Below are 18,799 nucleotides of genomic sequence, written 5' to 3'. Positions count from 1 at the left end.
TGACCGACTCGCCGAAGTAATGAAGCAAGCTTCTGCCCCCCTTTTGCTACTCCGGAACAATCCTGCGGCGTTTTAGACGGTTGTTCACGCCCGCGCAATCAACCGCGTCGCAAAAACCGCCTAACTACCTGATAGATAAGATATTTAGTTTCAGAGTCACAACGAGGGGCCTAAATCTTGCCCGGTGCGACAGCCGAAATTATGACAAAGGCCTGAGCTAACGGCCAGTCGTCGGCAAGGCTCACGTCGATCCGCGCCTCAAGCCCCTGCGGCGTCAGCGATTGCAGCCGCTTCAGCGCTCCGCCCGTGAGCATCATGGTGGGCTGCCCCGCCGGCAGGTTGACGACGCCCATGTCCCGCCACCATACGCCTCGGCGGATTCCGGTTCCGAGCGCTTTTGCGCAAGCTTCCTTCGCAGCGAATCGTTTTGCGTAGGTCGCCACCACCATCTTTTCATTGTTGGCGCGTCGCCAGGCCTTCGCCCGCTCGGCGTCGGTGAAGATGCGGTTGAGAAACCGGTCACCGTGCCGCTCGATAACTTTTGCCACCCGGCGGATGTCGACCAGGTCGGAGCCGATGCCGATGATCATGCCGTGCGCGTCTTCAACGTTGCGCGTCCGCGATCCATGGCAGCACGCATGGCGCGAACGGTCTCGGCGATCCCGACAAGCAGCGCCTCGCCCATCATGAAGTAACCGATGTTGAGTTCGACGATTTCGGGCAGCGCCGCGATTGTCTCCGCCGTCGCGTAATCCAGGCCATGCCCGGCGTGAACCTCAAGGCCGGCCGCCCTGGCCAATGCGGCGCCTTCGACAATGCGGCGCCATTCGGCATCCGCCTTCTCCTTATGACCGTCGACGACGGCATCGCACCAGCCGCCGGTATGAATCTCGATGGCCGGCGCGCGAAGTTGAGCCGCTGTCTCGATCTGCTGCGGGTCGGCGGAAATGAACAGCGACACCTGGATGCCGGCGTCGTTGAATTTCGCGATGAACGGCGCCAGCGCGTCACGTTGTCCGACCAGGTCGAGCCCGCCTTCGGTGGTCAATTCCTCGCGGCGCTCCGGCACGAGACAGACCGCGTGCGGCTTGGTGGCCAGCGCAATTCGCTGCATCTCGGCCGTCGCGGCCATTTCGAAATTCAGCGGTTTTGGAATTTCAGCCTTCAGCCGCGCCATGTCGGCATCGCGAATGTGGCGCCGATCCTCGCGCAGATGCGCCGTGATGCCGTCGACGCCCGCTTCGATCGCCGCAAGCGCGATGCGGACCGGATCTGGCCGCGCGCTTCCCCTGGCATTGCGCAGGGTGGCGACGTGATCGACATTGAGTCCGAGACGGATCGCGGGAGGGTTGGACATCAGGATCTCTTATATAGTTCAGCTTATCGATAGTGAAAACGCACTCCCTCTCCTATCGGAAGAGAGTTGAGCGAAGGGTCATTCCGGATGGTCGACAGACGGCGTCCCCTCACCCGGCTGCTGCGCAGCCGACCTCTTCCCAAGGAGGAGAGGTAAGATCGCACGCGCAGGTCCGTCGCGATTCAGGCCCATTTGCTTAGCCATTGACCCGCTCGACGCGCGCCACGACGTCCTTGGCGCGCAACTGGGCGAGAATGGCGCTGAGATGCTTGAGGTCATAGACCTCGAGATCGATGGTCATCTCGGTGAAGTCGGTCGAACGCCGGGTCATGCTGATATTGTCGATGTTGCCGTCGTGCTCGGCGATCACGGTCGCGACCTGCGCAAGGCTGCCGGGCTCGTTGACGCTATCCACCACGATGCGCGCCGGAAACCGCTGCGGAGTGGTGTCGTCGACATCCCAGCGAACGTCGAGCCAGCGCTCGGGCTCTTCCTCGAAATCCTTCAATGCCGGGGACTGGATCGGATAGATCGTGATGCCCTCGCCCGGCGTGACGATTCCAACGATGCGATCGCCCGGCACCGCGCCGCCGTTCGGCGCAAACTTGATCGGCAAATCGGAATTGATGCCGCCGATCGGGATCGCCAGCGGGCTGCGGGCGGGATCCGGCGGCGATTTCAATTTGAGCTTCATCGCCAGGCTCTTCTTTGCGCCGGCGCCGCCTACCCGCTCCTCCTTATAGTCCGGATACATCGCGCGCGCGACATGGGAGGCGCGCAATTCCCCGCGCCCCACCGATGCCATGACATCCTCAATGGTGGTGCGCGCCAGTCGCGGCAACGCGCCGGTGAGCTTGTCGTCGGCGTATTCGATCTTGGCGCGCATGAACAGGCGCTCCACGATCCGCCGGCCCAGACTGACGTACTGACTGCGCACGGCGGCGCGGGTAGCACGCCGGATCGCGGCCCTCGCCTTGCCCGTGGCCGCAAGCGATTCCCAGGCCGAAGGCGGCGCGGATTGCGCGGCCGAGGTCAGGACCTCGACTTCATCGCCGTTCTGCAATCGCGACGACAGCGGCGCGAACTTGCCGTTGATCTTGCAACCGACGGTGCTGTTGCCGACATCCGTATGCACGGCATAGGCGAAGTCGATGACATTGGCATGCCGCGGGAGCGCAATCAGCTTTCCCTTCGGAGTGAAGCAGAACACCTGGTCGTGGAACAGCTCCAGCTTGGTGTGCTCGAGAAACTCTTCCGGATTGATGCTCTCCGACAACATTTCGATGGTGTGGCGCAGCCACGCAAAGGCATTGGACTCGCGGTTGAGCAGTTCGGTCGGAGAATCCGCCCGTTCCTTATAAAAGGCGTGCGCCGCGATGCCGAATTCGGCGATACGGTCCATCTCCTCGGTGCGCAGTTGCAGTTCGACGCGCTGATTACCCGGACCGATCACGGTGGTGTGGATCGAGCGATAATCGTTCTGCTTCGGCGTCGAAATGTAGTCCTTGAAGCGCCCGGGCACGACCGGCCAGGTCGTGTGGACCACGCCGAGCGCGCGATAGCAGGCTTCGACGTCGGGCATCACGACGCGAAACCCGAAAATATCCGAAAGCTGCTCGAAGCCGACCGACTTTCGCTCCATCTTGGTCCAGATCGAAAACGGCTGCTTGCGACGGCCGCTCACCCGCGCGGCGATGCCCTTGTTCGCAAGACTGGTCGTAAGCTGGCTCTCGATCTCGCCGATCAGGTTGCGGTTCCGCTCGGCCAGCGCGTCGAGACGCTGGGCAACCACGGCGTGGGCTTCAGGATCAAGGGTACGGAACGCCAGATCCTCCAGCTCCTCGCGCATCTCCTGCATACCCATGCGGCCGGCCAGCGGCGCGTAGATATCGAGGGTCTCCTCGGCGATGCGCTGACGCGACGCGGGCGGAACGAATTCCAGGGTGCGCATGTTGTGGAGCCGGTCGGCGAGCTTGATCAGCAGCACGCGGACGTCTTCGGCAATCGCCAGCAGCAGCTTGCGCAGGTTTTCAGCCTGCTTGGCCTCGCGCGAGACCAGTTCCAGCCGTTTCAGCTTGGTCAGGCCCTCGACCAGCGCGCCGATCTCGTGACCGAACATGTTGTCGATCTCGGCCCGGGTAGCCTCGGTGTCCTCGATCGTGTCATGCAGCAGGGCCGCGACGATGGTGGCGTCGTCGAGCTTGAGACCGGTCAGGATGGCCGCAACCTCGAGCGGATGGGAAAAATAGGGGTCGCCCGACGCCCGCGTCTGTTCGCCGTGGGCCTTCATGGCATAGACATAGGCCCGATTCAGCAAATCCTCGTCGGTGTCCGGATTGTAGGAGCGAACGCGCTCGACCAGATCATACTGGCGCATCATCCGCGGGCGCGGCGGCCTGGCCGGGACGACCGGCGTCGGCGCCACCCCGACCGAATCGGTCGCGCTCTGCATCTGCCCCTTCCTGCGAGGCCAACTCGCCATCGAACTCAACGCCTTCATCACACGGGAAGGGTCCGCTCACCCTCCAGTATCTATCCTAGATCGTCCCTGCCGAAAGTCGAATTCGATCTTCCGGCGCATGAGATTTTGGTTATCGAAGCGAGAGGCTCGGCCGGTCGGGCAACGACGCCGCTCATGCCGTCCCTTAAAATGCAAAAGCCCGGATCAGGTCCGGGCTTTCGAACTTAACAGGCGCACCGAGCGCTCATTCGTCCTCTTCGGGCTGCTCCTCCGGAGGCGCGAGCCCCTCCAGACCCTTCAACAATTCTTCCTCGGTCATGCGCTCTACGGCAATCTCGGTGTCGTCGGCATCGACGCTCGCCCCCGCCGAGCCGATCAAGGGCACGGTGTCGGGCTCCGGCTCGTCAACCTCGACAAACTTCTGCAAGGAATGAACCAGCTCTTCGCGCATATCCTCGGGCGATATGGTCTGCTCAGCGATCTCGCGAAGCGAAACCACGGGATTTTTGTCGTTATCGCGATCAATTGTAAGTTGTGACCCCGACGAAATCATCCGCGCACGATGCGCGGCCAAAAGAACCAGATCGAACCGGTTATCGACCTTGTCAATACAATCTTCCACGGTGACGCGCGCCATCGCCTGTCGCTCCGTTAAGGGGACCGAAACTATGAGATATAACTGCTAGGTATAGCGGGTTTGCGGGTTTCGCAACAGGGAATTTAACATTTGGCGCGAAGTCCGGTCTCTGGTAGCCAGAGCGGGAGCCAGAAGGCAGGCGTCCGGAGAAGCGGAATAAGTCCCAGTCGGACAAGAAATCGCTTCATTGCTTCCTCATCGTATCCTACGCTGTCTTGCCTCACATCATTGCGTTATTATTTGCTTCAGTCTGATCCGCACGGTGCGATTTGCACCATTGGAAAGCGTGGCAGGCCTCGCCCTCACCAATAACGCCAACAACGATCACGAGAACGTTTGATGTCACCCGCCTCCAACAAGATCGCGCTCTTTATCGATGGCGCCAATCTTTACGCAACCGCCAAGACACTCGGTTTCGACATCGACTACAAGCGCCTCCTGAAGGAATTCCAGTCGAGGGGCACGCTGGTCCGCGCCTTCTATTACACCGCGATCATCGAGGACCAGGAATATTCCTCGATACGGCCGCTGATCGACTGGCTCGACTACAACGGCTACACGGTCGTCACGAAAGCCACCAAGGAATTCATCGATCCGAGCGGCCGCCGCAAGGTCAAGGGCAACATGGACATCGAGCTTGCGGTCAATGCGATGGAGCTTGCCGAACACGTCGACCAGATAGTGCTGTTCTCGGGCGACGGCGATTTCCGCTCGCTCGTCGAGGCGGTGCAGCGCCGCGGCGTGCGCGTGACGGTGGTTTCCACGATCGCAAGCCAGCCGCCGATGATCGCCGATGAACTGCGTCGCCAGGCGGACATCTTCGTCGATCTCGTCGACCTGCAGCCGAAGCTCGGTCGCGATCCGTCGGAGCGTCAAACCTCGCGCGAGCCGCGTCACCACGCGCCGCAATTCCTGCAGCGGACCACCGCCATGGCGCAACGGGGCGATGACGACGACTTCGAGGACTGACACGCGGTCACGCGCCGAGTCTGATTGGTCCGGCGCAAACCCGGCCGACGAAGAGCCCGGCCGCGATTGCCCGCTTTGTCCGCGGCTGGTTGATTATCGCCTGTCGGTGCGCGCGCGCGAACCGGGCTGGTTCAACGCCCCCGTGCCCTCTTTCGGCAGCCCCGATGCGGCCCTGCTGATCGTCGGCCTGGCGCCGGGCGTGCAAGGCGCCAACCGTACCGGCCGGCCTTTTACCGGCGATTACGCCGGCGACCTGCTCTATGGCACGCTGCTCAAGTACGGATTCGCCGCAGGACACTATCAGGCTCGCCCCGACGACGGCCTCACCTTGCTCGATTGCCGCATCAGCAATGCGGTGCGCTGCGTGCCGCCGCAAAACAAGCCGCTGCCGGCCGAGATCAACACCTGCCGCGCCTTCCTGAAGGCCGCACTGGCGGCGATGCCCCGGCTGCGGGCGATCGTCGCGCTCGGCCGCATCGCTCACGATTCCGTGGTGAAGGGGCTCGGACTGCGCGCCAATGCCGCGCCCTTTGCACATGGCGCCGTGCATGACGCCGGTGCAGTCAGGCTCTACGACAGCTATCACTGCTCCCGTTACAACACGAACACCCGCGTCCTGACCCCCGAAATGTTCGAGAGCGTGTTCGCGCAGGTGCGCGCCGACCTGACCCGCGCTGAACCTATTGCGGCTCTGTAAAACGGACTCCCATCATCTCGCCGTTTCGCCAGATGCGTTCGCATTGCCTCGGCGGCGAATTCGGGACCAGTGCGACACCGAAACGCTTTGGCAACGCGAGGCCCGCTGAGGCGATCACAAGGCGTGCGCCATCGCTGGAGATGTCCATGACCTCGCACTCCGGTCTGCCTTCGACCGAGTCGAGCACGAGCCAGGCCCGTTGATGCCGACGGCGCATGCGCCGGACGGCGCGTTTCTGTTTGATCCGCATGGCGGGATCAAATCACGGTAAACCTGAAATAACCTTGAATCGGTCGATCAAAATTTAACGGCTGGAACAGAACTTACCGGGCACGGTAGATTGTTCCGGTTCGCCACGACGTCCCTCCGCATTCCAGAGGGGGTCATCCCCTCGCCCGCAACAACCGGCCTTTCTCGCGGCCCCAGTCGCGCTTTTTCTCGCTCTCGCGCTTGTCATGCAGCTTCTTGCCCTTGGCGACCGCCAGCAGCAGCTTGGCTCGCCCGCGTTCGTTGAAATAGAGCTTGAGCGGAATAAGCGTCATGCCCTCGCGATCGACGGCGCCCATCAGCTTGTTGATCTGCTTTTTGTGCAGCAGCAGTTTGCGCGGCCGCTTCGGCTCGTGATTGAAGCGGTTGGCTTGCAGGTATTCGGGAATGTTGGCGTTGATCAGCCAGATCTCGCCATCTTTCGAATCGGCGTAGGATTCGGCAATCGTGGTCTTGCCGCGGCGGATCGACTTGACCTCGGTCCCGGTCAGCGCGATGCCCGCCTCGACGGTATCCTCGATCGCATAATTGAACCGCGCCTTGCGGTTCTCGGCGACGACCTTGATCGCGCGCTCGTTCTTCTCGGCCATGTCTAAACCTCCGGACGCCACCATCATGGACGGCAGCGACGTCCGATCCGGCTCTGCTGCGCCTTATCTTTTCGCTTTCAAGAGATCGCGGATCTCGGTCAGCAGTTCTTCCTCGCGGGTCGGCTTCGGCGGTTCCGCGGGCGCTGCCGCATCCTTGCGCTTCAGTTTGCCCATGAGGCGAACCACGATGAACAACACCCAGGCGACGATCAGGAAATTGAGCGTCAGGGTCAGGAAATTGCCCCACGCCAGCACCGCGCCCTGCTTCTTGGCATCGGCGAGGTTGGCGGCGGTGACCTTCGAGGACAGCGCCGTGAAATAGTTCGAGAAGTCAAGTCCGCCCGTGAGGGCGCCGACGATCGGCATGATGATGTCGGCGACCATCGAATTGACGATGGCCCCGAATGCGGCGCCGATAATGACGGCGACGGCAAGATCCACGACGTTGCCCTTCATCGCGAACTCGCGAAATTCCTTCAGCATCGCAAATCCTCCACCGATATATCGCGGCTGCACGCCGCGATCGCATTCAAATCCAAATTACGGGAACGAACTTCAGTTAAGCAGGCCCGCATGAACCATCGCGTCGCGAATGGCCTTTCCCGTCGGCGGCGTCACCGGCATCAGCGGCAGGCGCACGCCTTCGTCGAGCCGGCCGAGCAGTTTGAGGCCGTGCTTGGCTCCTGCGACTCCCGGTTCCTTGAAAATGGCGTCGTGCAGCGGCACCAGCCGGTCTTGAATCTTGAGCCCTGCGGCATAATCGCCGTTCAGCGACGCGGACATCAGGCTCGCGCACAGTTTTGGCGCTACATTCGCGGTTACCGAGATGCAGCCGTGTCCGCCCGCCGCCATGAATGCGAGCGCCGTCATGTCCTCACCCGACAACTGGATGAACTCGGGTCCCATCGCATGGCGCTGCAGGGAAACCCGCGCCACATTGGCTGTGGCATCCTTGACGCCGGCGATGTTCTTCAACTCGAACAGCCTCGCCATCGTCTCAACGGAAAGGTCGACGACCGAGCGTGATGGAATGTTATAGATAATGATCGGAATGCCGATCGCATCGTTCACCATCTTGAAGTGCTGGTACATCCCTTCCTGCGTCGGCTTGTTGTAGTACGGCGTCACCACCAGCACCGCATCGGCGCCGGCCTTCTCGGCATGAACGGCCAGATCCACCGCCTCGCGGGTTGAATTCGAGCCGGCGCCCGCAATCACCGGCACCCGGCCCTTCGCCTCGTCGACGCACCATTCCACCACATTGCGGTGCTCGTCATGGCTCAGCGTCGGGCTCTCGCCGGTCGTGCCGACCGGCACGAGTCCATGAACGCCCTCGCTGACCTGCCAACTCACCAGACCACGAAAAGCCCCCTCATCGACAGAGCCGCTCTTGAATGGCGTCACCAGGGCGGTGTACGCCCCCTGGAACTTCGCCTTGCTTGCCATGATCCGCTCCAACGCTGCGCGGCGTCGCCGTGCCAAATTCGACGTTTCGCCAGTCATATCGGGTCTGGCGCCGCGACGAAAGGTCCGCCTCCGAAGAGGCAGTCGCGATTTCGCCGCGGTTTGGGCGCACATAAGTCCGGCGCCCGGATTTTAGTGTTTTGTCCACATATTCAATGAAATAGTTAAGGGATTTTAGAAACCTGCAAGATTCGCCAAGAGGGACTGCCGTGACATTGTTTGCCCGTGCATCAAGGTTGCGAATGACAGTTTTCAGCGCGAGCCTGGTGCTTGCGGCGGGGCTTCTGACAGAGAGGGCAGATGCCGAGAAGGCAGCCAGGACGCCGGCGCCGAAGCCGCGACCGATTTCGCGCCATGTCTCTCCGAAGCATGTCGCTCCGAAGACGGTCGCCGGTCAGGCACATCATGGCAAGACCTCGACCCACGCGCATGGCAAGACCTCAGCCCAGACGCACGGCAAGATCTCGGCCTCGCACAAAGACAAAGCTACCATAGCTCCCGTCATTCAACCGGCCACGCGCCAGCACGCCATGCTCCCGCCGCCGTTGAAACGCGCGCCCGTCCCGAGGGCCGCGATGGCCGCGACGTCCACGACGTCGCGCGCCGATCTCGATGCACTCGACAACGTCATCAACCTGACCCACCAGCATAAGACCTCCGAGGCCACGCAGGTCGAGGCCAGCATTGCAGACCCCGTGGCGCGCAAGCTCGCCGAGTGGATTATCCTGCGCAGCGACGACAACGGCGCGTCGACCGAGCGCTACCGCGCCTTCATCGCCGCCAATCCGAGCTGGCCGTCACAGACATTTCTGCGCCGGCGCGCGGAAGCTGCGCTGTGGGACGACAATCGCGACGAGGCCACCGTGCTGGCCTGGTTTGAAAACGAACGGCCGCTATCGGCCAAGGGACGGTTCGCGCTAGCGCGCGCGCTGCTCGCGCGCGGCGACCGCGCCAATGCAGCGCAGCTAGTCCGCGAGGCCTGGCGAACCGATTCAATGTCGGAAGCGCTTGAGAATAAGGCGCTGGAGGAGTTCGGGGCGCTGCTGACGCCGGGCGATCAGAAGGCGCGGATGGATTATCTGCTTTACGGCCGCGAAAGCGATGCGGCGCTGCGTGCGGCAGAGCGGCTCGGAAGCGCCCAGGTCGCCCTCGCCAGGGCGCGGATCGCGGCAGACCGAAAATCGTCCAGCCTGCGCGCCTTACTCGAAAAAGTGCCGCGCGAGCTGCACAACGACCCGGGCTACATCTTCGCCCGCATTCAGCTTTTGCGCCGTGAGGAGAAATTCGCGGACGCCGCGCGGCTGATGCTGAACGCTCCGCGGGATCCTAACCGGCTCTACAATGTCGATGAATGGTGGATCGAGCGACGGCTGCTTGCGCGCAAGATGATCGACGTCGGCGAATACCGCACCGCATATCTCATCGCGCGTGACGCGGCGCTCCCCGCCCGGGATATCTACAAGACCGAGCAGGAGTTCACGGCCGGCTGGATCGCTCTTCGTTTCCTGAAGGACCCCAACACCGCCGCTCGGCATTTCGCCCGTATCGGCGTCGGTAGCGTCAACCCGACCGCGCTGGCGCGGGCCGGCTACTGGCAAGGCCGCGCCGCAGAGGCGGCAGGCCGCATTCAGGAGGCCCGTCACGCCTATGCGGCTGCGGCGGAGCATTCCACCAGCTACTACGGCCAGCTCGCGCGCGCGAAGCTCGGACTGCCGCAGATCGAATTGCGCGGCGTTCCGGGCAGCCGGTCGCGCGGGGCCGAACGACTGGAGGTCGTGCGCGCCGTCCAGCTTCTTTATGCGATCGGCAAAGGCGAACTCGCGATCCCCATCTTTGCCGATATGGGTAAAAATGGCGACCCGGATGTGGTGCTGGGACTCGGCGAACTCGCCGGGCGTCACGGCGATGCGCGGGGAATGCTGCTAGTCGGCAAGGCCGCGCTCAATCGCGGGCTGCCGTTCGATTTCTACGCCTATCCCGTTAACGGGATTCCACCGTTCAAGCCGATCGGACCGGATATCGAGCGCAGCGTCATCTATGCAATCGCAAGGCAGGAAAGCGCCTTCAATCCATCGGTGGTGTCGCCGGCCCACGCCTATGGGCTGATGCAGGTGACACCGGATGCCGGACGATACGTCTGTAAGAAATACGGCGTCAGTTTCGACCTTCATCGCATGAAAAGCGAGCCGGCCTATAACGCGGCGCTCGGCGCCGCGGAACTCGGGGGACTGCTCGACGATTATCGCGGCTCCTATATCCTGACCTTCGCGGCCTACAACGCCGGACGCGGCAGCGTCAGAAAATGGATCGCGCGTTACGGCGATCCGCGCGACCCCAGCGTCGATGCGGTGGACTGGGTGGAGCTGATCCCGTTTTCGGAGACGCGCAATTACGTGCAACGCATCATAGAAAACCTGCAGGTTTATCGTGCTCGCTTCGGGGGCGGCTCGAAGTTGCAGATCGAGGCTGATCTGCACCGCGGCTCCATCGAATAGCGCAGGATAGACTCGGGTTTCACGGACCCGAGCTGACGTACGCGAGACGCGTCTTCGCGCAACGACTATCGCCGAAAAGTCCTTCGTGCATCCGGGTATGCGGTGCGGCCGTCTTCCTGGAAGCGATAGAAAGGATTGACGTCGCAGTATGCGAGGCGGCCGGATGCGGCCGCGTGGCATTGTTCATAGGTTTCGAAACTGCAATCCCCAAGAGCACTCACGTAATAGTCGCCTTTGATGCAGTACGGATAATCCCGGGCTTCCGCCGCCGACGGAGCCAGAACGAGGAACGAGGCCACAACGCCGGCACATGTGGCCGCCAGCAAAGACCTGCAAGTCGTCACCTTGCGTTCGACCAAGTGCATTTCGCTGCTACCCATCAAGATCTGCTCCGTCTCCGGACTTTTATATATTGTGAAAACGTGGGATCGGCCACCATCGCCTCAGGTATCACAGCAAATTGCGGGGAAAAACACGGACTCCGATAACGTCCTCCGATAACTTCCCGCCGGCGGCAAGAAAAATCGTCGGCTACCTGTATTACCAGGAGCGTTGCGCGCGAAACATCACGGTCCAGGTGCTCTGGTCCGTCAGATTGTAAGAACCCGCCGGCTTGCCGATGGCGGGATTGGCGACAAGGGTTGCGGCACCTTGATACTTCTGATCCAGCATGGTGTAGAGCGCCTCGGTCGTGAATGTCAGGTTCCTGACCGGCGTCCATCGGACGTTCGCGCCAATCTGCCCAATGTTGTAGTCCGGGTTGCAGGTGGTGACACCCAGACCGATGGCGGCAGGAATGGTCACGCCGCACATGAACGTTTTGGCCGCGCCGCTATAGCTCACCGAAGCGTAAGCGCCGAAAATCGAACTGGCCCAGTACTCGTTCCAGTTGTGGTTGAATGCACCCCGCATGCCCCAGGTCGAAACCAGTTGAAGCTGGCCGCCGGGCCCAAACACCGCATCCGGCGCAAAGCCATATCCAATGCCGGTCACGCCGGTGTAGATCGTGTTGACACCCGCCGCAGCGGCCAGGTCCTGGATATTGTAACGGGTCGCACCATTGGTGAAGACGCTCTGCATATCGATCGTGTCGCCCGGCCCGGTCGGGATGTTATTGATCGATAGAGCGAGCTGACCGGCCCAACCCCACTTGTCTCGCGGACCGCCGCTCGCTTGATCGGTATAGTAGGCGGGATTGTTGTCGTGGGCCGCCACAGATACCTGGAACGAACCCCAGGCTTGCTCGACGCGGAACCGGCCAACGATGTCTGGAACGGTGGTCCCACCATAATCATTCGCGCCGTAGCCAAGGCTGGCAGTGCCGAAGGCCGCGGTCGGCGCGACCCCCAGGTTCAGAATGCCAGCCTGGTAGTATTGGGTCGGATCCTGCACGCCGATCGAGCCTGACATCCCGTTGCCGAGTTCTGCCGTGTAGGTGAACTGGTTCACGCCCGTGAGCCCGCCGCCTCCGCCGACCAGACCGTCGAAGATGTTGTAGCCCAGATAGTTTCCCCACGGAGTGCTGAACTGCGAGACGGCTTTACCCATCGTGAAGCCGGCGAACTGGATAAATGCGTAATATACCCCAAGCTGGCCGCCGGCGGCGATGTCACCACCTGCATAGGTTGTCGTGCCGTTGCCGCTGCCGCCCCAACCGCCCGAGGTCCAGGAAAAGACCGTTTCCATGTAGGTGCGAACCACGCCGTATTCAGTGGCGGTGCGGGTATCGACGTTCAGGTCAGCCCGCGACCGCCAGGTGAAGGCATTGCCGAACCGGTTCTGCGCACCGCCGGCCCCCACGGTGTTGCCGGCAAACATCAAGTTGGTGTTAATGCCCATGTCGGCACGTAAATAACCGCCCAGCTTGATACAAGTGTCGGTGCCGGGGATGTAATAGAATCCCGCGCCATATAGGGAGCAGACCTTCACATATTCGACCGCCTTGGCTTTCAACGGAAGGTCGGCAGCCTGTGCTCCGCTTGAGACGACGAGAACTGCCGCCGAGCCAATGAAGAAGCCCTTCACCCATTTCATCTTGAACTTCCGAGTTGCTCTGGAGCGCAGGTTGCGGATCGGCTGTACGCGGATACTCCAAGAAAATCCCAGAAGATCGTTAACAGAGTATATCTTGCGGCCCGATAAGACGTTCATCGGACACGTTCGCCGGGCGGCTCAACTCCTGAGCGGTGCTCGAGGTCGCGTTTGAAAAGTGATCCGGGAGATCATCTTCCGGGCTGCGCGAACTGCGGGACAGCCGTCCCCACTGCGCCATGATCGCCATGGTGCACGGTCCATTACGGCATCCAGCGCGAGAGCCTTTCCGCTTCTGATGGAATCAGAAGAGGGCTCTATGTTTTCGATTTGACGCGTTTTCTTTTACGCGAACCGTTAGCCATCCTCGGGTCAAGCCCGAGGACACGCTTCGCTTGAAAACGCTCAGGTCGTACTCAAACGGAAGCAGATTGCCGCGATTGCAAGGTGCCTCGCGCGAAGCAATCCAATTGCTTCGCTCCGCTCGCAATGCCACTTGAACGAATGCGTTTCTGTCAAATCCGCGATCGCCGGGACGCAGTCGCGAGTTACTGGAACTGCGTCACAATCCCTGCCTCGCGAGCATAACAAAACCCCCGGCGGTTTCCCGCCGGAGGTTTATCCTGAGTTATCGTCAGACGACCTGTATTACCAGGTGCGCTGAGCCCGGAACATGACGGTCCAGGTGTTCTGGTCTTTCAAATCATAAGCGCCCGTCGGCTTGGCACCCGCGACGTTGGCTCCATTCACCGTGCCGGCATACTTCTGATCCAGCATGGTATAGAGTCCTTCCGTCGTGAAGGTCAGGTTCCTGACCGGGGTCCAGCGGAGGTTCGCACCGACCTGCCCGATGTTGTAATCCGGGTTGCAGCTGGTCATACCCCTTGCAAACGCCAGACCACTAATCGAGCCGCCCGCGCCGCACATCAGAGTTTTGGCCTCGCCGGTAAATCTGACCGATGCGTAGCCACCGAAAACCGCGCTGCTCCAGTACGGGTTCCAGTTGTGAACGAATCCGCCGCGCATGCCCCACGTCGAGACCAACTGCTGCGACCCGCCCAAGAAAACCGAATCAGGAGCGAAGCCGAGACCGATGCTCGTCACGCCGCCGTAGATCACGTTGGAACCCGCCGCAGTGTTTCGATCCTGGATGTTGTAACGGGTCGCGCCATCGGTGTAGACGCCCTGAACGCTGATCGTGTCGCCCGGTCCGGTCGGGATATTCTTGATCTGCAGACCAATCTGACCGGCCCACCCCCATTTGTCACCGGGACCGCCGCTGGTTTGAGTAGCGCCATAGTAAGCGGCGTTATTGTCATGCGCTGCGACCGACGCCTGGAACAGGCCCCAGGCCTGATCGACGCGGAGCTGGCCGACGATGTCAGGAACGGTGGTTCCAGCATAGTCGGACGTGCCGTAGCCGTACGGACCGGGAACCACGAGGTTGTTAACACCAGCCTGGTAGTACTGGGTCGGATCCTGTACGCCGATCGAACCCGACACCCCGTTGCCGAACTCCGCGGTGTAGGTGAACTGGTTCACACCCGTACTCGTGCCGCCGCCGCCCACGAGCCCGTCAAAGATGTCGCCCGGAGACGCGACCCATGGCGTGCTGAACTGCGAGACGGCCTTACCCATCGTGAAGCCGGCGAACTGGATGAAGGCGTAGTTTGCGCCGAGCGTGCCGTTGGCGGGGGTGTCACCAGTGGCGCTATAGGAGGTTGTGCCGTTGCCGAGGCCGCCATAGCTGCCCGAAGTCCAGGTGAAGAACGCATCGAAATAGGTGCGGACCACGCCGTATTCGGTAGCGGTGCGGGTATCGATGTTCAGATCCGCGCGCGACCGCCAGGTGAACCCGTTGGTGAGACGGTTCTGCGAGCTACCGGCGGCAACATTGGTATTACCCAGGAAGACCGTGTTCGTATTGACCCCGAGGTCGACACGAGCAAAGCCGCCCAGCTTGATGCAGGTGTCGGTGCCGGGGATGTAATAGAAGCCCGCGCCGTACAGGGAGCAGACCTTCACGTATTCGACCGCTTTGGCCTTCAACGGAAGATCAGCAGCCTGTGCCCCGCTCATGGCGACAAGACCCGCCGCCGAGCTGAGGAAAAGGCTCTTCATTAATTTCATTTCAAACCTCCAAGTTGCTCTGTAGGGCAGGTTCCGGATCCGCTGTGCGCTAGCACTCGAAGAAACGTTCCCTTAAGTCCCTGACTAACCGCCTAGCCGTTCGCGCTTGTCGGACACTCCCGCTCAACGCAAGGGACTCAAGCGAACCACGCAAAACCAGCGAACCATCTAAAACGGAACGACCTCGGGATGCCCCCCTCCGTCGTGCAACCACAATTACCGAACCGCTGTTCACACGCAATGAAGGAACGTCTCAGAATAGAACGCGTCTAACCGTTTTTGGCGTTGTGTTGCACAAACACCACGCCCGGTCGCATCAGAAAGACCAAACAAATCATTGTTTTGTTACATATTTTTCAAAACCGGCATTCGAAGCCCAGCCGATGGTCGCTCGGCTGCCTGAGCAGCCGCTGCCTGGACCGACGTTCAATCGGGGCGAATCATCGAGCGAATTGCAAATCTGATTCGAAGGACTTTCGACGCCTGTCTCGTATTCCGATTCCGGCACGCGACGGCCAGATCTCATGATCCGACGCTTGCGGCTGGCGAGCGTGTCGGGCATATCGGGCATATCGGAGCTGTGGCCGAGTGGCTGAAGGCGGCGGTTTGCTAAACCGTTATAGGGTTGTAAAGCCCTATCGAGGGTTCGAATCCCTCCGGCTCCGCCATTGCCGCCGTTTCTACGCTGCGGCCCTCCTGTTGCGACTTAAAAACGCCACGGCGCGAGCTATCTGCCTCCTTACTGATCCGCAGTCGTCTTCCGCATCGTTTAATCGATTGGTGGCCTTAACGGGGTCCGGAACTTGTCGCCATCCGCCGCTTTGGCAGCAGCGCCTCGAAAGCTTCGGATGCTCGGGTGCGATAGCGCTCTTTGTGCCGAACCAGACTGAACGCGCGTGTGCCCAGATCGATGCCAATCAATGCGAGACGACCGGCATCGATGTGGGGACGAGCCACTAGGTCGGAAACCACTGTCAGATGGGGGCTGGATCGCACCGCCACGCAGACGGCTTCGTTGGTCGGCAATACAAGGGTCGTCGTCAGTAGCGCGGAATCGATATCGCGCGCGCGAAGCGCGGCCTCGAAGGCGGATCGCGTTCCGGAGCCGGGCTCGCGCAATATCCAGGTCGCGCTGACCAAGTCCCGTGGCGAGGCTTTTCGTTTCGCTAAAGGATGCTCGGGCGATGCGACGACGACAAGACGATCGCGCGTCATCGTGACAAGCGTCAGCGCGGGGTCGTCGATGGCCCCCTCGGCGAAGCCGAGGTCAGCCGTGCCATCAAGAACGGCCGCCGCGACGTCGGCGGAATTGCCTTCGTGAAGTGTCACTCCGATCGCCGGATGCGCGGCCTTGAAGCCCACAAGGAACGGCGGAAGCCAATAGCTAGCAATGGTCTGGCTCGCTTGAATTGTCAGCGTGCCACGCTGAAGCCCGCCGAGTTCGATCAAGGCCCGCTCCGCAAGCGCCGCGCTTTGTTGCGTCGCCTTGGCCTCAAGGAGAAACGACCGTCCCGTCTGGCTCAGTTCGATGCGGCGTCCAATTCGATGGAAGAGGTGGACCCCGTAGCGGGCTTCCAGAGCATGGATGGCCGCGCTCACCGCCGACGGGGTGAGGTTCAGGGCTTCTGCGGCGCGCGTGAGGTGCTCGCGCTTAGCGACCGCAATGAAGATCCGCAGTTGATCGAGGGTCATGATTATCCATCATAATCGAATGAAATGTGCATCACGTTAAAATAGATTAAATAGTCGTTCTCAAGCAAGGTCGCTCTCAAGGGAGAAGGACCATGCTCGATCAAAACCCCGCCGAGACGCGTTCAATCATCCCGGCGCTGCTTCGCCTGCTTCCCGGAATCGCACTCTGCATTCTCGTCACGGCTTTGGCATATCTGCTTGAGGCCGTCGAAATCGGGATTGCCGGTCGTCCCTGGCTGGAGGCGCTGGTCTTTGCCATCCTCCTTGGGGTCGCGATACGAAGCGTCTGGACGCCGTCGCGCGCATGGCACTACGGGATCGACTTCAGCGCCAAGACTTTGCTTGAGATCGCAGTCGTGCTTCTGGGCGCGTCGGTGAGCGTGCGTGCGGTTCTGGCGATCGGACCGGAGCTGATCGCCGGCATCGCGATCGTCGTCGTCGTCGCGATCGCGACGAGCTACGGGATAAGCCGGGCGCTTGGGCTGCCGCGCCGAATGGCGATCCTCGTCGCCTGCGGCAACTCGATCTGCGGCAACTCCGCAATCGCGGCCGTGGCTCCCGTCATTGGCGCAGACGGAGAGGACGTTGCTTCGTCGATCGCCTTCACAGCCGTGCTCGGCGTGATCGTCGTGCTTCTCCTGCCGTTGCTGGTGCCGCTCTTGCAGATGTCACTGACGCAGTATGGCGTCTTGGCAGGGCTTACGGTCTATGCCGTGCCGCAAGTTCTCGCCGCGACATTGCCGATCGGGGCTCTCAGCAATCAGGTGGGAACGGTCGTCAAGCTCGTGCGAGTCCTGATGCTCGGCCCTGTCGTTCTTCTGATGTCCCTTCTGGCTTCCAAACTGCGTGAGGAATCGGACGAACCGGCGCCGCAGGTGACGGCAGGCGATCGGCCAAAGGCAGGAAGGCCGGCTCTCCACCAGCTTGTACCCTGGTTCATCGTCGGCTTTCTTGTCGTCGCTGGCATTCGCACCGCCGGATTGATCCCGAGCGCCGTTTTGAAGCCGACTGCCCTCGTCGCCAATCTGCTCACCACGGTTTCGATGGCAGCTCTCGGGCTTGGCGTCGATATCCGGGCCGTGGCGAAGGCGGGGCTAAGGGTGACGGGTGCGGTCACCCTGTCGCTGATTGTCCTAGGATTGATCAGCCTCGGGCTCATTCACCTCATTGGTGTGGCGTGAGAGAGCCAGTCGGCCGCGCTTCCTTATGAGGGCTATAGCGTAAACGTAGTTCCCCGTTTCATCGCTTTCCGCCCGCCACTTGCCGCCGGTTACCCTCTATGGCGCGATGCTTTCGCCGATCAACGCATTCGCACCAAACGGCACTGAGAACCGCCGGGCGCAAGACGCTGTTTGGGTAACGGACTTAGCTGTCGACAACATTCACGAGATTTCCGGCCGGGTCGCGGAAAAAGAAACGGCGAAGTCCCCAGCTCTCCTTGACCGGGCCGTAAACCACTTCCGCCCCGGCGGCGCGAACGGCAGTCTCGGTGGCCTCAAGATCGTCCACGCCGATGGAAATGACAGGTAGCTCTGTGCCGGAGCCTCCTTCAGAGGCGGTGTGCAATTCGATTTTCTGAGTTGTGTCTCGGCTCAAAAAGGCGATCCAACCCATATCAAAAGGTAGGTCGAGTTCGAAAACCTCCTGATAAAACTTCGCCAGTGCCATCGGGTCCGGCGCGGCGAGATTAGCAACGATCCTGGTGACGGCCATCTTGGAACAACTCCCCGTCATGATATCAGCGCTTGGGCGCAATCCGCTTATACCCGTAAGAAGACCAACGGCACTCTACGCCGCTTTCAAGCCGTTCCGTAAGCGATGCCATCATAGGGCCTGACGCAAACGCAATGATCGTCGCGACTCGCCATCTTGGCAAAGCTGAATGCTGATCCGCCGATTTCACGGTTGCTTGAAATTCGGTCGCCGGTCACGCGTTGAAGGAAAACCCCATTCAATTGAGCTGTCTGGTGCGTTAGTTTTGTCGCCGCGAGATTGAAATCAGCGAGGCA

Annotated in this window: 17 protein-coding genes and 1 tRNA gene; 5 read left to right on the top strand and 13 right to left on the bottom strand. The window is 61.3% G+C overall.

Features of this window, described 5'->3' with window-relative positions:
* Positions 1-170: 170 nt before the first annotated feature.
* From acpS to rpoZ, 4 genes are all read right to left on the bottom strand, one after another.
* The gene (gene acpS, locus ACMDCM_RS04860; protein WP_412772514.1) at positions 171-590 is read right to left on the bottom strand and encodes a holo-ACP synthase; all 420 of its coding nucleotides are present in this window, start codon (positions 588-590) and stop codon (positions 171-173) included.
* Complete coding sequence (locus ACMDCM_RS04855) at positions 587-1,357, bottom strand: pyridoxine 5'-phosphate synthase (RefSeq protein WP_412772513.1); 771 nt, start codon at positions 1,355-1,357, stop codon at positions 587-589. The genes acpS and ACMDCM_RS04855 overlap by 4 nt, the downstream gene beginning before the upstream one ends.
* A gap of 196 nt (positions 1,358-1,553) precedes the next feature.
* A complete protein-coding gene (locus ACMDCM_RS04850; protein ID WP_412772512.1) occupies positions 1,554-3,809 on the bottom strand; it encodes a RelA/SpoT family protein in 2,256 nt (751 codons plus the stop codon).
* A gap of 253 nt (positions 3,810-4,062) precedes the next feature.
* A complete protein-coding gene (rpoZ, locus tag ACMDCM_RS04845) occupies positions 4,063-4,455 on the bottom strand; it encodes a DNA-directed RNA polymerase subunit omega (RefSeq protein ID WP_412772511.1) in 393 nt (130 codons plus the stop codon).
* Positions 4,456-4,794: 339 nt separating this feature from the next.
* Between rpoZ and ACMDCM_RS04840 the strand changes: the two genes are divergently transcribed.
* Positions 4,795-5,424: a LabA-like NYN domain-containing protein gene (locus tag ACMDCM_RS04840; protein WP_412772510.1), complete on the top strand. Its 630-nt coding sequence runs from the start codon at positions 4,795-4,797 to the stop codon at positions 5,422-5,424.
* Positions 5,402-6,121 carry a uracil-DNA glycosylase gene (locus ACMDCM_RS04835; protein WP_412772509.1) on the top strand — a complete coding sequence of 240 codons (720 nt, stop codon included), beginning with the start codon at positions 5,402-5,404 and terminating at the stop codon, positions 6,119-6,121. Before ACMDCM_RS04840 ends, ACMDCM_RS04835 begins: the two co-directional genes overlap by 23 nt.
* Before the next feature lie 383 nt (positions 6,122-6,504).
* On the opposite strand, the gene smpB is transcribed toward ACMDCM_RS04835, so the two are convergent.
* The 3 genes from smpB to dapA all read right to left on the bottom strand — a co-directional run bounded on the left by smpB (position 6,505) and on the right by dapA (position 8,424).
* Complete coding sequence (gene smpB, locus ACMDCM_RS04830) at positions 6,505-6,978, bottom strand: SsrA-binding protein SmpB (protein ID WP_412772508.1); 474 nt, start codon at positions 6,976-6,978, stop codon at positions 6,505-6,507.
* 63 nt (positions 6,979-7,041) lie between these two features.
* Entirely contained in the window at positions 7,042-7,461 is a 420-nt protein-coding gene (gene mscL, locus ACMDCM_RS04825; RefSeq protein WP_412772507.1) for a large conductance mechanosensitive channel protein MscL, read from the bottom strand.
* 72 nt (positions 7,462-7,533) lie between these two features.
* Positions 7,534-8,424, bottom strand: coding sequence for a 4-hydroxy-tetrahydrodipicolinate synthase (gene dapA / locus ACMDCM_RS04820; protein ID WP_412772506.1), 891 nt, complete (start codon positions 8,422-8,424; stop codon positions 7,534-7,536).
* Between the two features lie 260 nt (positions 8,425-8,684).
* On the opposite strand from dapA, the gene ACMDCM_RS04815 reads away from it, so the two are divergent.
* On the top strand, positions 8,685-10,937 hold the full coding sequence (locus ACMDCM_RS04815; protein WP_412772505.1) for a lytic transglycosylase domain-containing protein: 2,253 nt from the start codon (positions 8,685-8,687) through the stop codon (positions 10,935-10,937).
* Between the two features lie 65 nt (positions 10,938-11,002).
* Here ACMDCM_RS04815 and ACMDCM_RS04810 read toward each other — a convergent pair whose 3' ends face one another.
* From ACMDCM_RS04810 to ACMDCM_RS04795, 4 genes are all read right to left on the bottom strand, one after another.
* Entirely contained in the window at positions 11,003-11,317 is a 315-nt protein-coding gene (locus ACMDCM_RS04810) for a DUF3551 domain-containing protein (RefSeq protein WP_412772504.1), read from the bottom strand.
* 160 nt (positions 11,318-11,477) lie between these two features.
* Positions 11,478-12,971, bottom strand: a complete 1,494-nt coding sequence (locus ACMDCM_RS04805; RefSeq protein WP_412774666.1) for a porin — start codon at positions 12,969-12,971, stop codon at positions 11,478-11,480.
* A 645-nt stretch (positions 12,972-13,616) separates the two neighbouring features.
* Positions 13,617-15,098: a porin gene (locus tag ACMDCM_RS04800; RefSeq protein ID WP_412772503.1), complete on the bottom strand. Its 1,482-nt coding sequence runs from the start codon at positions 15,096-15,098 to the stop codon at positions 13,617-13,619.
* A gap of 334 nt (positions 15,099-15,432) precedes the next feature.
* Positions 15,433-15,660 (bottom strand): hypothetical protein, encoded by a 228-nt coding sequence (locus ACMDCM_RS04795; RefSeq protein WP_412772502.1) that lies wholly within the window; start codon positions 15,658-15,660, stop codon positions 15,433-15,435.
* Between the two features lie 12 nt (positions 15,661-15,672).
* Between ACMDCM_RS04795 and ACMDCM_RS04790 the strand changes: the two genes are divergently transcribed.
* Positions 15,673-15,766, top strand: a tRNA-Ser gene (locus ACMDCM_RS04790).
* Positions 15,767-15,884: 118 nt separating this feature from the next.
* Here the strand turns inward: ACMDCM_RS04790 and ACMDCM_RS04785 are convergent.
* Positions 15,885-16,790: a LysR substrate-binding domain-containing protein gene (locus ACMDCM_RS04785; protein WP_412772501.1), complete on the bottom strand. Its 906-nt coding sequence runs from the start codon at positions 16,788-16,790 to the stop codon at positions 15,885-15,887.
* A gap of 92 nt (positions 16,791-16,882) precedes the next feature.
* Here ACMDCM_RS04785 and ACMDCM_RS04780 point away from each other — a divergent pair, with 92 nt between their 5' ends.
* Entirely contained in the window at positions 16,883-17,971 is a 1,089-nt protein-coding gene (locus tag ACMDCM_RS04780) for a YeiH family protein (protein WP_412772500.1), read from the top strand.
* 184 nt (positions 17,972-18,155) lie between these two features.
* On the opposite strand, the gene ACMDCM_RS04775 is transcribed toward ACMDCM_RS04780, so the two are convergent.
* The gene (locus ACMDCM_RS04775) at positions 18,156-18,503 is read right to left on the bottom strand and encodes a VOC family protein (protein WP_412772499.1); all 348 of its coding nucleotides are present in this window, start codon (positions 18,501-18,503) and stop codon (positions 18,156-18,158) included.
* Between the last annotated feature and the right edge of the window lie 296 nt (positions 18,504-18,799).

Origin of the sequence: Nitrobacter sp. (genome assembly GCF_047149785.1) — a bacterium.
In the GTDB taxonomy this organism is placed as follows: domain Bacteria; phylum Pseudomonadota; class Alphaproteobacteria; order Rhizobiales; family Xanthobacteraceae; genus Nitrobacter.
This window is presented reverse-complemented; position numbering and strand designations above follow the sequence as displayed.

Coding starts and splice junctions, on each gene's coding strand:
- acpS (WP_412772514.1), bottom strand. CDS start 590: ATGATCATCGGCATCGGCTCCGACCTGGTCGACATCCGCCGGGTGGCA.
- ACMDCM_RS04855 (WP_412772513.1), bottom strand. CDS start 1,357: ATGTCCAACCCTCCCGCGATCCGTCTCGGACTCAATGTCGATCACGTC.
- ACMDCM_RS04850 (WP_412772512.1), bottom strand. CDS start 3,809: ATGCAGAGCGCGACCGATTCGGTCGGGGTGGCGCCGACGCCGGTCGTC.
- rpoZ (WP_412772511.1), bottom strand. CDS start 4,455: ATGGCGCGCGTCACCGTGGAAGATTGTATTGACAAGGTCGATAACCGG.
- ACMDCM_RS04840 (WP_412772510.1), top strand. CDS start 4,795: ATGTCACCCGCCTCCAACAAGATCGCGCTCTTTATCGATGGCGCCAAT.
- ACMDCM_RS04835 (WP_412772509.1), top strand. CDS start 5,402: ATGACGACGACTTCGAGGACTGACACGCGGTCACGCGCCGAGTCTGAT.
- smpB (WP_412772508.1), bottom strand. CDS start 6,978: ATGGCCGAGAAGAACGAGCGCGCGATCAAGGTCGTCGCCGAGAACCGC.
- mscL (WP_412772507.1), bottom strand. CDS start 7,461: ATGCTGAAGGAATTTCGCGAGTTCGCGATGAAGGGCAACGTCGTGGAT.
- dapA (WP_412772506.1), bottom strand. CDS start 8,424: ATGGCAAGCAAGGCGAAGTTCCAGGGGGCGTACACCGCCCTGGTGACG.
- ACMDCM_RS04815 (WP_412772505.1), top strand. CDS start 8,685: ATGACAGTTTTCAGCGCGAGCCTGGTGCTTGCGGCGGGGCTTCTGACA.
- ACMDCM_RS04810 (WP_412772504.1), bottom strand. CDS start 11,317: ATGGGTAGCAGCGAAATGCACTTGGTCGAACGCAAGGTGACGACTTGC.
- ACMDCM_RS04805 (WP_412774666.1), bottom strand. CDS start 12,971: ATGAAATGGGTGAAGGGCTTCTTCATTGGCTCGGCGGCAGTTCTCGTC.
- ACMDCM_RS04800 (WP_412772503.1), bottom strand. CDS start 15,098: ATGAAATTAATGAAGAGCCTTTTCCTCAGCTCGGCGGCGGGTCTTGTC.
- ACMDCM_RS04795 (WP_412772502.1), bottom strand. CDS start 15,660: ATGCCCGACACGCTCGCCAGCCGCAAGCGTCGGATCATGAGATCTGGC.
- ACMDCM_RS04785 (WP_412772501.1), bottom strand. CDS start 16,790: ATGACCCTCGATCAACTGCGGATCTTCATTGCGGTCGCTAAGCGCGAG.
- ACMDCM_RS04780 (WP_412772500.1), top strand. CDS start 16,883: ATGCTCGATCAAAACCCCGCCGAGACGCGTTCAATCATCCCGGCGCTG.
- ACMDCM_RS04775 (WP_412772499.1), bottom strand. CDS start 18,503: ATGGCCGTCACCAGGATCGTTGCTAATCTCGCCGCGCCGGACCCGATG.